The 11907-nt window shown below is 67.5% G+C and carries 12 protein-coding genes and 1 tRNA gene; 5 read left to right on the plus strand and 8 right to left on the minus strand.

Annotated elements, in window-relative coordinates:
* Positions 1-4 precede the first annotated feature (4 nt).
* Genes ABQE89_RS10395 through ABQE89_RS10405 form a run of 3 tightly spaced genes read left to right on the plus strand, consistent with a single transcriptional unit; the run spans position 5 to position 2686 of the window.
* Positions 5-994 carry a branched-chain amino acid ABC transporter permease gene (locus tag ABQE89_RS10395; RefSeq protein WP_448416246.1) on the plus strand — a complete coding sequence of 330 codons (990 nt, stop codon included), beginning with the start codon at positions 5-7 and terminating at the stop codon, positions 992-994.
* Positions 987-1928 carry an ABC transporter ATP-binding protein gene (locus tag ABQE89_RS10400; RefSeq protein WP_448416247.1) on the plus strand — a complete coding sequence of 314 codons (942 nt, stop codon included), beginning with the start codon at positions 987-989 and terminating at the stop codon, positions 1926-1928. The genes ABQE89_RS10395 and ABQE89_RS10400 overlap by 8 nt, the downstream gene beginning before the upstream one ends.
* Positions 1925-2686 carry an ABC transporter ATP-binding protein gene (locus ABQE89_RS10405; protein WP_448416248.1) on the plus strand — a complete coding sequence of 254 codons (762 nt, stop codon included), beginning with the start codon at positions 1925-1927 and terminating at the stop codon, positions 2684-2686. The genes ABQE89_RS10400 and ABQE89_RS10405 overlap by 4 nt, the downstream gene beginning before the upstream one ends.
* Here the strand turns inward: ABQE89_RS10405 and ABQE89_RS10410 are convergent, their stop codons facing one another.
* Together ABQE89_RS10410 and ABQE89_RS10415 are read right to left on the minus strand one after the other, a co-directional pair.
* On the minus strand, positions 2687-4012 hold the full coding sequence (locus ABQE89_RS10410) for an ABC transporter substrate-binding protein (protein ID WP_448416379.1): 1326 nt from the start codon (positions 4010-4012) through the stop codon (positions 2687-2689). It lies immediately after the preceding gene.
* 66 nt (positions 4013-4078) lie between these two features.
* The gene (locus ABQE89_RS10415) at positions 4079-4705 is read right to left on the minus strand and encodes a two-component system response regulator PdtaR (RefSeq protein WP_448416249.1); all 627 of its coding nucleotides are present in this window, start codon (positions 4703-4705) and stop codon (positions 4079-4081) included.
* Positions 4706-4774: 69 nt separating this feature from the next.
* Here ABQE89_RS10415 and ABQE89_RS10420 point away from each other — a divergent pair.
* Both ABQE89_RS10420 and ABQE89_RS10425 read left to right on the plus strand, forming a co-directional pair.
* Positions 4775-4848 (plus strand) — tRNA-Leu (locus ABQE89_RS10420).
* 60 nt (positions 4849-4908) lie between these two features.
* A complete protein-coding gene (locus ABQE89_RS10425; protein WP_448416380.1) occupies positions 4909-6162 on the plus strand; it encodes an adenylate/guanylate cyclase domain-containing protein in 1254 nt (417 codons plus the stop codon).
* Positions 6163-6173: 11 nt separating this feature from the next.
* On the opposite strand, the gene ABQE89_RS10430 is transcribed toward ABQE89_RS10425, so the two are convergent.
* Genes ABQE89_RS10430 through ABQE89_RS10455 form a run of 6 tightly spaced genes read right to left on the minus strand, consistent with a single transcriptional unit; the run spans position 6174 to position 11898 of the window.
* Positions 6174-6665, minus strand: coding sequence for a Dps family protein (locus tag ABQE89_RS10430; protein WP_448416250.1), 492 nt, complete (start codon positions 6663-6665; stop codon positions 6174-6176).
* A gap of 55 nt (positions 6666-6720) precedes the next feature.
* Positions 6721-8397 carry a DUF2339 domain-containing protein gene (locus ABQE89_RS10435; RefSeq protein WP_448416251.1) on the minus strand — a complete coding sequence of 559 codons (1677 nt, stop codon included), beginning with the start codon at positions 8395-8397 and terminating at the stop codon, positions 6721-6723.
* Between the two features lie 44 nt (positions 8398-8441).
* Positions 8442-9107, minus strand: a complete 666-nt coding sequence (locus ABQE89_RS10440) for a response regulator (RefSeq protein ID WP_448416252.1) — start codon at positions 9105-9107, stop codon at positions 8442-8444.
* Positions 9080-10201: a MacS family sensor histidine kinase gene (macS, locus tag ABQE89_RS10445; RefSeq protein WP_448416253.1), complete on the minus strand. Its 1122-nt coding sequence runs from the start codon at positions 10199-10201 to the stop codon at positions 9080-9082. The genes ABQE89_RS10440 and macS overlap by 28 nt, the downstream gene beginning before the upstream one ends.
* Before the next feature lie 6 nt (positions 10202-10207).
* Entirely contained in the window at positions 10208-10960 is a 753-nt protein-coding gene (locus ABQE89_RS10450) for an amino acid ABC transporter ATP-binding protein (RefSeq protein ID WP_448416381.1), read from the minus strand.
* A 5-nt stretch (positions 10961-10965) separates the two neighbouring features.
* Positions 10966-11898 (minus strand): amino acid ABC transporter permease, encoded by a 933-nt coding sequence (locus ABQE89_RS10455; protein ID WP_448416254.1) that lies wholly within the window; start codon positions 11896-11898, stop codon positions 10966-10968.
* Positions 11899-11907 lie beyond the last annotated feature (9 nt).

The raw sequence follows: 11907 nt of genomic DNA on the forward strand, positions 1-11907 counted from the left end.
GCCCATGGACATCGTCACCGCCCTGCAGACCTCGTTCGCGCAGCTGATCGGCCCCTCGGCGATCTTCTACGCATTGCTCGCCATCGGGCTCAACCTGCACTTCGGCTATACCGGACTGCTCAACTTCGGCCAGATCGGCTTCGCGCTGCTGGGCGGGTACGGCGTCGGGATCATGACCGTCACCTATCAGCAACCGCTGTGGGTCGGCGTCCTGGTCGGGCTGGCGGCGGCCGGCGGGCTCGCAATCATCTTGGGAATTCCCACCCTTCGGCTGCGTGCCGACTATCTGGCGATCGCCACCATCGCGGCCGCCGAGGTGCTCCGGCTGATATTCCGGTCCACCGCGTCGGACTCCGTCACGGGCTCGACCAACGGCCTCTACGGGTTCGCCGGTCCGTTCACCCGGTTCAGCCCGTTCGACTCCGGCAAGCATTATTCGTTCCTCGGTGTGCGCTTCGTCGGCGACGACGTGTGGGCGATGGTGGTGGGCTGGACGCTGGTCCTGGTGCTGTGCGTCTTCGTGTACCTGCTGGCGCACAGCCCGTGGGGCCGCGTGCTCAAAGCGATCCGTGAGGACGAGGACGCCGCGCGCGCGCTCGGCAAGAACGTCTTCGTCTACAAGCTGCAGGCGCTGGTCCTCGGCGGGATGATCGGGGGCATGGGCGGGATCTTCAACGCATTGCAGACCAAGTCGATCCACCCCGACTTCTACTCGACGGCGCAGACGTTCTACGCGTTCGGTGCGCTGCTCCTCGGCGGCGCCGCCACGGTGTTCGGCCCCGTCATCGGGGCGATGCTGTTCTGGTTCCTGCTGGCGATTCCCGATGCCCTGATGCGCCAGGCCATCGCCGGACCGGATCCCCTGTTGCCGCTGACCGATCAGCAGGTGGGCGCGATGCGCTATGTGCTGCTGGGAATTTTCATCGCGCTGCTGATGGTGTTCCGGCCGCAGGGCATCATGGGACGAAGACGGGAGGTCGCGCTCGATGGCTGACGCGTCGCTGTTCACCGGTGTGGCCGCCGAACCCGGGTCCGCCAAGCCGGATCCGATCATGGTGGTGGACAACATGTCCCGGTCCTTCGGCGGGCTCAAGGCGGTCGACGTCGAACATCTGGAGATCCAACGCGGCAGCATCACCGGGCTGATCGGCCCCAACGGCGCCGGCAAGACGACGTTCTTCAACCTGCTCACCGGATTCGACCGGCCCGACACCGGGTCGTGGACGCTGGACGGCAGGCCGATGGGCAAGCTGCCCCCGCACCGGGTGGCGCGGCGCGGCGTGGTGCGCACCTTCCAGCTCACCAAGGCGCTGGCGAGAATGTCTGTGCTGGACAATGTCCGGCTCGGCGCCGGCCACCAGACCGGCGAGCGGATCCTCAATTCGCTGATCCGGATGAGCTGGCGCCAGCAGGAACGCGATATCACCGAGCGCGCGCATCAGATGCTGGTCCGGTTCAAGTTGGACGCCAAGGCCGACGACATGGCCGGCTCGCTGTCCGGTGGCCAGCGCAAGCTGCTGGAGATGGCGCGGGCGCTGATGACCGACCCGAAGGTCGTCATGCTCGACGAGCCGATGGCGGGGGTGAACCCGGCCCTCACCCAGAACCTGCTCGAACACATCAGATCGCTGCGCGACGAGGGCATGACCGTGCTGTTCGTCGAACACGACATGGACGTCATCCGCGATATCAGCGACTGGGTCGTGGTGATGGCTCAGGGCGCCGTCATCGCCGAATCGCTACCCGAGGCCCTGGCCGACAACTCCGCGGTCGTCGATGCCTACCTGGGCAGCCACCACGACCAGGTGCTCGAATTCGACCAGAGCGGCAACCCGGTGGGCGCCACCGCCGAGCTGGCCGTGGAGCTCGAGCGGGCGGTCGCGGAGACCATCGAGGCCGGCGGCGACCTGTCCGAGCCGATCCCATGAGCGACGAGCACGCCCGCCTGGCCGAAGGCGCGCTGCTGCGGGCCGACAACCTGGTCGCGGGCTACCTCCGCGACGTCGACATCCTGCGCGGTTGCGACTTCTTCCTGCGCGACGGCGAGATCGTCGGCATCATCGGCCCCAACGGGGCGGGCAAGTCCACCCTGCTCAAGACGCTGTTCGGCATGATCCCGGTGCGCTCCGGGCGGGTGACACTGCGCGGCGAGGACATCACCGCCGCGCCCGCGCACGTGCTCGTCACCAAGGGTGTGGGTTACGTGCCGCAGAACCAGAACGTGTTCGCCTCGCTGACCATCGAGGAAAACCTGCAGATGGGCATCTACCTGCGGTCCTCGAAGTTCGCCGAACGCTTCGAGTTCGTCAGTGAGCTCTTCCCGCTGCTGGCCGAGCGCCGCCGCGTCAAGGCCGGGGCGCTGTCCGGTGGCGAGCGGCAGATGGTCGCGATGGGCCGGGCCCTGATGATGGAACCGTCCGTGCTGCTGCTCGACGAACCGTCGGCGGGCCTGTCACCGATGTTTGCCGACGAGGTGTTCATCCGCTGCAAGCAGATCAACGCCGCGGGCGTGTCGGTGATCATGGTCGAGCAGAACGCCCGCCGCTGCCTACAGATCTGCGACCGCGGCTACGTGCTCGACCAGGGCGTCAACGCCTACACCGACACCGGCCAGAACCTGATGAACGATCCGAAGGTCATCGAGCTCTACCTGGGAACGCTTGCGGCTAAACGCAAATCAGGCTAGTCAGTCGTTCTCGACAACGATGTAGTCGGTGGTCTGCAGCTTGTTGTCGGGGCCGAACTCGAGGCTGCCGTACGAGCCGATCGACGGTTCACCCGCCGGGCCGAATGCCAACTCGCCGGTCACGCCGTCGTAGTCGATGTCCTCACCGGCGACGATCAGGTCCCGGCACTGGACGAACGTGGTGCACTTCGTGCCGTCGCGAGTCACCGCGATGATGTTCGCACCGATGTCGACCCCGGCCGTCGAGCCCGCCTGCTCGGCCGCCAGCGCGGAGATCACCACGGCGTCGTAGGCCTCACCCGCGTAGTTGAAGTCGACCAGGCCCGCATTGACGGCCAGCAGCCGATCCCGGAACTCGGGGCCGATCTCGGTCAGCGGCGTGGTGCCCTTCATGCCGGCCACCAGGCCCGGCGCAACGCCCTCGCCGAGTGCGTTGCCCATGTTGCCGTCCGTGCCGTACACCAACATCCCGTCCGACGGCCCGATGCCGACCTCATGCATGCGGGTGAGGATCTTCGCGGTCTCCTCGAAGCCGATCACCGCGACGGCGTCCGGATTGAACTCCTTGATCTGATCGACCTCGGCGTTGAAGGACTGGGCGTTGGGGTCGTAGATGATCTTCTTGATCTGGTCGGACCCGATGCCCGCGGTCTCCAGGTTCTTCACCGTGTTGCTCGCCAGACCGGTGCCGTAGGGATCGTTGAGTGCCAGCACAACCACCCGCTGCGCACCGTCCTGGGTGATCAGCTGGGCCAGCGCCTGGGCCTGCAGCACGTCGGTCGGGGCGGTGCGGAAGTACAGGCCCTTGTCGGGATAGCAGACGAACTGGTCAGACGTGTTGGCCGGGGAGAACATCACCACGCCCGCGCTGGTGATCTTGTCGATCACCTTCAGCGACACCGCCGACGACGCGGCGCCGACGATGACGCTCACACCCTCGGCAAGCTCGCGGTCCACCGTCACGTTGGCGGTGTCGGTCGTGGTGTCGCCGGAATCGCCGGTGATCAGCCCGACCGGCTGGCCCAGTACGCCGCCGGCGTCGTTGATCTCGGTGACCGCGATCTGGACCGCGGCGATCTCCGGCGGGCCGAGGAACGACAGCGTGCCGGTCTCGGGCAGCAACGTCCCGATCTTGAGCGGGCCGGTGACCGGCGTCGGACCCGCGGTGGCCTGGGCGGGTTCGCAGTCGGTGGTGACCACTTCCGCGGTACCCTCGGCGCCGTCGTCGGCCGCCACGGTCTCCTCGCTGGTGTCACTCGAGGAGCAGCCCGCTATGCCGAGCACAAGCACACCGGCACCACCGACAGCAAACGCTTTCCGTGCCAAGCGACCGCGCACGTCCCACCTCCGGGTCAAAGTTTTTCGGCGATTCTCCGGGGAAACCTTAACCAATCAGCTCGATGGCGTCGTGTCTTTCGGTGTGTCCAGGGTTTCCAGCACCACTTCGGCGACCCGCTTCATCGTGGTCCGGCGATCCATCGCGGCGCGCTGGATCCACTTGAACGCCTCCGGTTCGGTCATCTGATGCTTGGCCTGCAGCAAACCCTTCGCCCGCTCGACCAGCTTGCGCGTGTCCAACTGCTCCCCCAGCGACGCGACTTCCTGCTCCAGCGAGGTGATCTCGCTGAAGCGGCTGACCGCAACCTCGATGGCGGGCACCAGGTCGTTGATGCTGAACGGCTTGACCAGGTAGGCCATCGCACCGGCATCCCGGGCGCGTTCGACGAGGTCGCGCTGGCTGAACGCGGTGAGAATGACGATCGGGGCGATGCGTTTGGTCGCGATCTCCGACGCCGCGTCGATACCGTCGCGGCGCGGCATCTTGACGTCCATGATCACCAGGTCGGGCCGCAGGCTTTCGGCCAGGTCGACGGCCTCCTGCCCGTCGCCGGCCTCACCGACGATCTCGTAGCCTTCCTCGCGCAGCATTTCGGTCAGATCCATCCGGATGAGCGCTTCGTCTTCGGCGACGAGCACCCGACGTGGCTTTTCGGCGTCGGTCGGTGACATGGCTGCCATTGTTGCGGTAATGGCTGCGATCAGCGACATCGGGGCATCCTCTAAGGTGGGAAGCCGCACAGAAGCGCCGCCCTCGTATCCCAACTGGCAGAGGAACTGGACTCAAAACCCAGACAGTGTGGGTTCGAATCCCACCGAGGGCACCCCTGTCCGAATACGCTTGTTCCGTGGCCGTCAAGCTACGCCCCGTCTGCGTGCCGGAGATGGCACTGGAGAACCGCGTCTCGGCCCGCACCCGTCTTCGCTCCGGGGTCGTCGCCCGGCGCCGCCGCGTGCTCAACGCCACCGCGATGATCAGCGCCGCGATCACGGCGTTCTTCGGTGTGCAGGGCGTGCTGATCGGTCAAGACCTGTGGGTGCCTCTGATCAACTTCGCCGGGGCGGTTGCCTTCGTCGCGATCCCGCGGCTGTGCCGATTCGGTGAGTTGTTGGCGCCCGTGGTGTTCTTCGTGGTCGCCTACACCATCATCACGGTGCTCTGCGTCTACATGGGCACGGGCACCGGACTGCAGTTCTACTACGTCGTCGCCGCCGCGATCATGCTCGTGGTGTTGGGAATCGACCACATCCTGTTGGCGGTGACGCTGTCGGGGTTGGGCGCGGTGACGGTCATCCTGCTGGAGCTTTTCGTGCCCGACGACACCGGCGTGCAGCCGTCGTGGGCGTTCGCCGCGTCGTTCGTGTTGACCGTCATCACCGCGTGGATCCTGGTCATCGCCACGCTGTGGTTCGCCCTGCGCGAGATCCGCCGCGCACGCGAGGCGATGGAAGCCGAATACGAGCGATCCGAACGGTTGCTGGCCAACATCCTGCCCGCTTCGATCGCCGATCGGCTCAAGGATCCGGCCCACACGGTCATCGCCGACAAGTACGAGGACGCCTCGATCCTGTTCGCCGACATCGCCGGATACACCAAGCGCGCCAGCGGGATACCCCCCAGCGAACTGGTGCGGTTCCTGGATCGCCTGTACACCGATCTGGACGCGCTCGTCGACCGCCACGGGCTGGAGAAGGTCAAGACGAGCGGCGATTCGTACATGGTGGTCAGCGGGGTTCCCGAACCGCGTCCCGATCACCTCGAAGCGCTCGCCTGCCTGGCATTGGATATGGCCGAGGCCGTCGCCGACCTCAAAGACCCACAGGGCCAAGAGGTTCCGCTTCGCATCGGGCTGGCGGCGGGCCCGGTGGTCGCCGGGGTCGTGGGATCCCGGAAGTTCTTCTACGACGTCTGGGGCGACGCGGTCAACGTCGCCTCACGAATGGAGTCCACCGACGTCGAGGGCCGCATCCAGGTACCCGAGAACGTCTACCAACGCCTCAACCACGCCTACGTGTTCGAGGAGCGCGGGATCGTCGACGTCAAGGGCAAGGGCGCGATGCGCACCTACTACCTGCGCGGCCGCCGCGAGCCCGCCACGCACCGATCGATCGGGCAGGACACCGCGGCGACGCTGTGACCCGGAGGGGTCTAGACCTTGTGGTTCTCGGCCTTGATCAACCAGGCCTGCTTCTCCAGGTCCGCGATGAGTTGATGCAGGATGTCCGCGGTGGTGGGGTCCTCCGCATCGACCGCGTCGCGCACCGCACGCATGGTCTCGGTCGCCGCGTACGTGCGCGCGGTGATCAGGTCGATCACCTCTTCAGAACCGCGCTCGTAGGCCGGGAACTGCGGCAGCGTGGTGCTGGCGACGACGGTGTCCGACCGGCCATCCGGTACGGCGTTGAGCGCGCGCATCCGCTCGGCGATCGTGTCGCTGCCCTCCCGTGCCAGGTCGACGAGTTCGTCGAGCTGCAGGTGCAGGTCCCGGAAGTTCGTGCCGACGACGTTCCAGTGCGCCTGCTTGCCCTGCAGGTGCAGTTCGATCAGGTCGACGAGCACGCGCTGCAGGCTGGCGGCGAACTCAGGCGATGCTTGGAATCCCTTGATATCTGCTTCACTGCGACGGTTTGTGGTGGTCATGACTCTTCAAACACCTCCTAAATTGGAATGAGTCCATTTTAGCATGTGATGTTGGTCATGGTCGTGGCTGTAGCTGCTGGTCCTGCCTGTCCAGCAGCCGTGCGTAGCCGGCCCCCATCCCGAGCAGAGCGAGGCCGACCACGATGAAGACCAGCACGCGGAAAATCCCGTCGAGGGTGCCCAGGTCGAAGAGGAACAACTTCGCCGTCGCGGCGACCACCAGAGCGAGCCCACCACCGATCGGCACCGACCTGTCCACCCGTGACAGCCGCGCCGCGTGGCCGAACGCCGCCGCGGCCAACCCGATCCAGCAGATCGTGGCGGCCGTGTGCCCGGCGAAGAAGCCTCCGCCCTCGCCGGCGATCGCGACGCCTGCCGTGACGGCGAACGTGGTGACCGCGTAGACGACCGTGACGGCCGCACAGACCCAGACCACCGGGTCGCGGCCGGCCGGCGTCCACACGGTCACCCCGGCGAACGCGATCAGCAGCAGGCTGGCGATCAAGGTGGAGATCGCCGCGGCCGTGCTCAGCGCGGTCGCCTCCACCAGCGTCCAGGGCGGCGCGTAGCCGAGATAGAACAGGGCGCCGACGACGGCGAACCCTCGCGAGATCCACCTCGCCACCGGCGCCCGCCGGGCGGCGACCGCGATGACCACCGCCGCGGCGAGCAGCACCGGACCCGCGACATGACCTTTGCATGCCACCAATACGGCGATCACGGCCGAGACCGCCGACATCGCCGACCACACGGCCCGCACGCCCTTGTCGACGCCGGGCCACCGGTCACCGGTGAGCACAATCCCCAGCAGCACCGCGGACAGCGCGGCGGCCATCAGTGCCGCCGGCACGCGGTCGGCGACCAGCGCCACACACAGCACAGGCAGCAACCCCGCGCCGGTCAACAGTGCCAGCAGCACGCGGTTGCCGGTGTCGCGCAGCAGGATCAGCGCGGCGGTGACGGCAAGGCCCGCCGCGATCACGCAGGCCGCGGCCAGCAACGCGTCACGGCCGTCACCGTGGTGCACCGCGATCAGCGCGGTGATCAATGGCACGGTGGTGGCCGCGATGCGGGCACTGTGCAGCCATGGCCAGTCCCTGCCCAACTGCACCGGCAGCGACGCCGCCGACAACGCCAGCATGAAGCTCACCAACAGCAGCGTCACGCCGCCGACCACGATGGGCGCCAACACGATCAGCGGCACCAGCACCAGCACGCCCAGGTGCTCGGAGTTCCAGCGACGGGCCAGCATGAGCCCGCCGCCGCCGATGACCGCGGCGGCGAGCAACCCGAGCGGCGCCGACAGCCAGTGGTAGATCGTCGTGACGGCGATGACGTCCATGTAGCCCGCCGCGACGCCGGTGGCGGCCAACGCGATCGCCCCCACGCGTCCCCCCGGGCGCCCGGACAACCACCCGCCCGCCCCGACCAGCCCGACGGCCAGCACCACGCCCGCGGCGACGCGGACCTCGGGGCGAAGAATGCCGGCCTGCGCGGCCAGCACCAGCAGCAGCACCACGCCGACCAGCGTCACCGCCACCCCGGCCACGGCGAGCAACTTGCCGATCCAGCCGTGGTCGCTCGACGGTTTCGTAGGTGCCAGAGGCGCCGGCGGGGGCGGTGGCGGTGGCGGTGGCCAGTACGGCGCGGGCTGATGTCCGGAGAGCAGACGATCCAATTCGGCGAGGTCGGCGTACAACCGGGCGATCACGGCGCGATGCGGTTCGGTCATGGCATCGATCGTGGCGGCACCGCGCCGACTGCGGATGAGTAGGACTACTCGTCTAGGCCGTGTTCGATCGCGTAGCGCGCCAACTCCACCCGGTTGGCGACCTGAAGCTTGCGAAACGTCGCTTGCACGTGGTTCTCGACGGTGCGGTGGCTCAACGACAGTTGGGCGGCGATCTGTTTGGCGGTCAACCCTTTCGCGACGTAGCGCAGGATCTCGGTCTCCCGATCGGTCAGGCTGGGCACCGGCACCCCCGCGGGTCCACCGGCGGGCTGCTGGGCGATGCGCCGGTACTCCCCCAACACCAGACCGGCCAGCCCGGGCGTGAAGACGGCCCGCCCCTCGGCGGTTGCGCGCACCGCGTCACCGAGTTCCTGCTTGGACGCACTCTTGACCAGATAACCCGTCGCGCCTGCCTTGACCGCCTCCAGCACGTCGTCGCGCTCGTCGGATGCCGACAGCACCAGCACCCGTGACGACGGCGAGACCGAGCGCACCGCCGCGGTGGCCTGAGCCCCGTCGCCGTCGGGCAACCGCATGTCCATCAGCACCACATCGGGCTGGACCACCTCGGCACGCCGCCGCGCCGCACCCACCCCGTCGGCGGTGGCGACCACACGGAAACCGTCCTCGGCCAGATCGCGGGCCACCGCCTCACGCCAGATCGGATGGTCATCGACCACCATCACCGTCGGGCTACCGTCAGTTCCCATTCCGTCCCGCTTCCCGCAGAGGTGCGCAGCTTCGCGCTGCCTCCAAGCCAATCCATCCGGCCCACAATCGATTTGGCAACTCCGACCCGCCCCTCCCGCACCGCTTCGTCCAGCCGACCCTCGACGATGCCGACGCCGTCGTCGCGGATGCTCACCGTGACCGAGTCCCCGAGATCCTCCACCAACACATACGCGCGGGCGTCCGGTCCGGCGTGCGCGGCGACGTTGTCCAGCGCGTTGGCGGCCGCCGCGAACAGTTCCTCGGCCACTTGCGCGTCCAGCAGCACCGGATCGGCCGGAACGCTGACCGACACCCGGTCGGACGCGCGCCTGCGCAGCATCGCGCCGATGTCGGCGGTCCCCGCCACTTTCGGATCGGCGTCGGCCGAACTCACCAAGCGCCGCAACGCCCGCTCCTGCTCACCGGCCAACCGCGCCAGCTCTGCTGTCTCACCGCCGATCTCACGTCCGCGGCGAGACACCAGGGCCAACACCTGGATGGCGCCGTCGTGAACCTGACGTGACAACCGTTCGCGTTCCTGATGCGATGCGGCCAGACGCGCGGCCTGCTCCAGTTCGGCGTGCGCGCGGCGCGCGGTCTGCGCGGCCATGCCGACCGCCAACCCGACCGCCAATTCGATGACGATCGTCGCGTTGCGGCCCAGGTCGTAGTTGACGACGCCCTTGACGAACGTGCTGGCGATCATCACCGCCACCCCCGTGAGCATCCCGGCGATCGGTCCGGCCACGATCGCCGCGGAGATCGTCGCGTTGGTCGCCCACAACGTGGTCGGCCAACTCTGGTTCGCCAATGCCCACTCGTCGGTGGCCACCACCTCGGTGGCGAGGATGAACGCCACCACCACGCCGATCTCGCCCAGCACCCAGGAGGCCCGCCTGCCGAAGCCCTGCAGGTAAGCGACCGCGCACACCGCGCTCCAACCGATCAGCATCACCGACAGCGCCCAGCCCAAGGCGGGGCGCTGCAGGTTCGGGTTCACCACGATCTGGAACCCCACCGCATAGACGCAGCTGAGCAGCCGGAACACCTGCGCCGCGCGCCACAGCGGCGTGGCCGGATCCGGTGAGTCCATCACCGATCACAGTACTTTCGACAGAAACGCTTTCGTGCGTTCGTGTTTGGGGTTGGCCAGCAGGTCGCGGGGCGGGCCGCTCTCGACCACCACGCCGCCGTCCATGAACACCAGTTGATCGGCGACTTCGCGGGCGAATCCCATCTCGTGGGTGACCACCACCATCGTCATCCCCTCGCCGGCAAGCTTTTTCATCACTTCGAGCACCTCGCCGACGAGTTCGGGGTCCAGCGCCGAGGTCGGCTCGTCGAACAGCATCAGTTTGGGGTTCATCGCCAACGCACGGGCGATGGCCACCCGCTGTTGTTGCCCACCGGACAGCTGCGCCGGATAGGCGTCGGCCTTGGCGGCGAGGCCCACCTGGTCGAGCAGGTCCCGGCCCCTCGCGACGGCGGCATCCTTCTTGACACGTTTGACGTGGATCGGGGCTTCGATGACGTTCTGCAGCGCCGTGCGGTGCGGGAACAGGTTGAAATGCTGGAAGACCATGCCGATGTCGCGCCGCTGTTTGGCGGCGTCGCGCGGCGCCATCTCATGGAGCTTTCCGCCGCGCTCCCGGTAGCCGATCAGGTCACCGTCGACGTAGAGCCGGCCGGCGTTGACCTGTTCGAGATGGTTGATGCAGCGCAGAAACGTCGACTTGCCAGAGCCCGACGGACCGACCATGCACAGCACCTCGCCGCGGCCGACCTCCAGGGTGATGCCCTTGAGAACCTGCAGGGCGCCGAAGTTCTTGCAGACCTGCTCGGCCTTGACCATCGGGGTCACGGATGGGCCTCTCCCGCCAACTGCGCCTTGGCCAGGGCTTCGAGCTGCTTTGCCGTCAACTTCCGCGACGCGCCTCGCGAGTAGTACCGCTCGAGGTAGTACTGCCCGATCATCAGGATGCTGGTGATCGCCAGATACCAGGTGGCCGCGACCAGAAGCAGCGGGACGGGTTGGAACTCGCGCGCCGCGATCTCGCGCGAGGTGATGCCGTACAGGTCGAGGGTGAACGGCACCGCGGTGACCAGCGAAGTGGTCTTGAGCATGCTGATGACCTCGTTGCCCGTCGGCGGGATGATCACGCGCATGGCCTGCGGCAGCACCGTGCGCCGCATCGTCATCCCCCACGACATGCCCAGTGCTGTCGATGCCTCGGCCTGCCCCTCGGGCACCGAACTGATTCCGGCGCGGATGATCTCGGCCATGTAGGCGGCCTCGTTGAGTGCCAGCCCCAGGATCGCCAGCAGAAACGGGATCGACAACACCTGCAGGCCGATGTGGGCGAACGTCGGCCCGAACGGGATGCCGAGTTGAAGGGTGGCGTAGATCGTCGGGATCAGACCCCAGAACACCAACTGCACATAGATGGGGGTGCCGCGGAACACCCACAGGTACACCCACGCAACCGCTTTGAGCACCGGGTTGGGCGACAGCCGCATGACCGCAAGCATCACCCCGAGTGCGATCGCCAACACCATCGAGTAGACGGTCAGCTGCAGCGTGTTGACGACACCGACGGTCAGCACCCGCCGGTCGAACAGGTACTGCCAGTAGACCGGCCAGTTGTAGGCGCTGTTGGTGGCCGCGCCGTAGACGAACAGCACCACGATGACGACGATGACGACTGCCGCCACCCACCGCCACGGGTGACGCAGCGGAACGGCGTCGATGGCGGCGGGTGGGGCAGATGGCGACGGGTCGACGTCAGTCATGGCGAATCC

Source organism: Mycolicibacterium sp. XJ1819, assembly GCF_053483675.1.

What these genes read in the sequence shown, in the direction of transcription:
- ABQE89_RS10425 (WP_448416380.1), top strand. Translation starts at nt 4,909, where the DNA reads ATGGCACTGGAGAACCGCGTCTCGGCCCGCACCCGTCTTCGCTCCGGG.
- ABQE89_RS10440 (WP_448416252.1), bottom strand. Translation starts at nt 9,107, where the DNA reads ATGGGAACTGACGGTAGCCCGACGGTGATGGTGGTCGATGACCATCCG.
- ABQE89_RS10430 (WP_448416250.1), bottom strand. Translation starts at nt 6,665, where the DNA reads ATGACCACCACAAACCGTCGCAGTGAAGCAGATATCAAGGGATTCCAA.
- ABQE89_RS10435 (WP_448416251.1), bottom strand. Translation starts at nt 8,397, where the DNA reads ATGACCGAACCGCATCGCGCCGTGATCGCCCGGTTGTACGCCGACCTC.
- ABQE89_RS10400 (WP_448416247.1), top strand. Translation starts at nt 987, where the DNA reads ATGGCTGACGCGTCGCTGTTCACCGGTGTGGCCGCCGAACCCGGGTCC.
- ABQE89_RS10455 (WP_448416254.1), bottom strand. Translation starts at nt 11,898, where the DNA reads ATGACTGACGTCGACCCGTCGCCATCTGCCCCACCCGCCGCCATCGAC.
- ABQE89_RS10450 (WP_448416381.1), bottom strand. Translation starts at nt 10,960, where the DNA reads ATGGTCAAGGCCGAGCAGGTCTGCAAGAACTTCGGCGCCCTGCAGGTT.
- ABQE89_RS10415 (WP_448416249.1), bottom strand. Translation starts at nt 4,705, where the DNA reads ATGGCAGCCATGTCACCGACCGACGCCGAAAAGCCACGTCGGGTGCTC.
- ABQE89_RS10395 (WP_448416246.1), top strand. Translation starts at nt 5, where the DNA reads ATGGACATCGTCACCGCCCTGCAGACCTCGTTCGCGCAGCTGATCGGC.
- macS (WP_448416253.1), bottom strand. Translation starts at nt 10,201, where the DNA reads ATGGACTCACCGGATCCGGCCACGCCGCTGTGGCGCGCGGCGCAGGTG.
- ABQE89_RS10405 (WP_448416248.1), top strand. Translation starts at nt 1,925, where the DNA reads ATGAGCGACGAGCACGCCCGCCTGGCCGAAGGCGCGCTGCTGCGGGCC.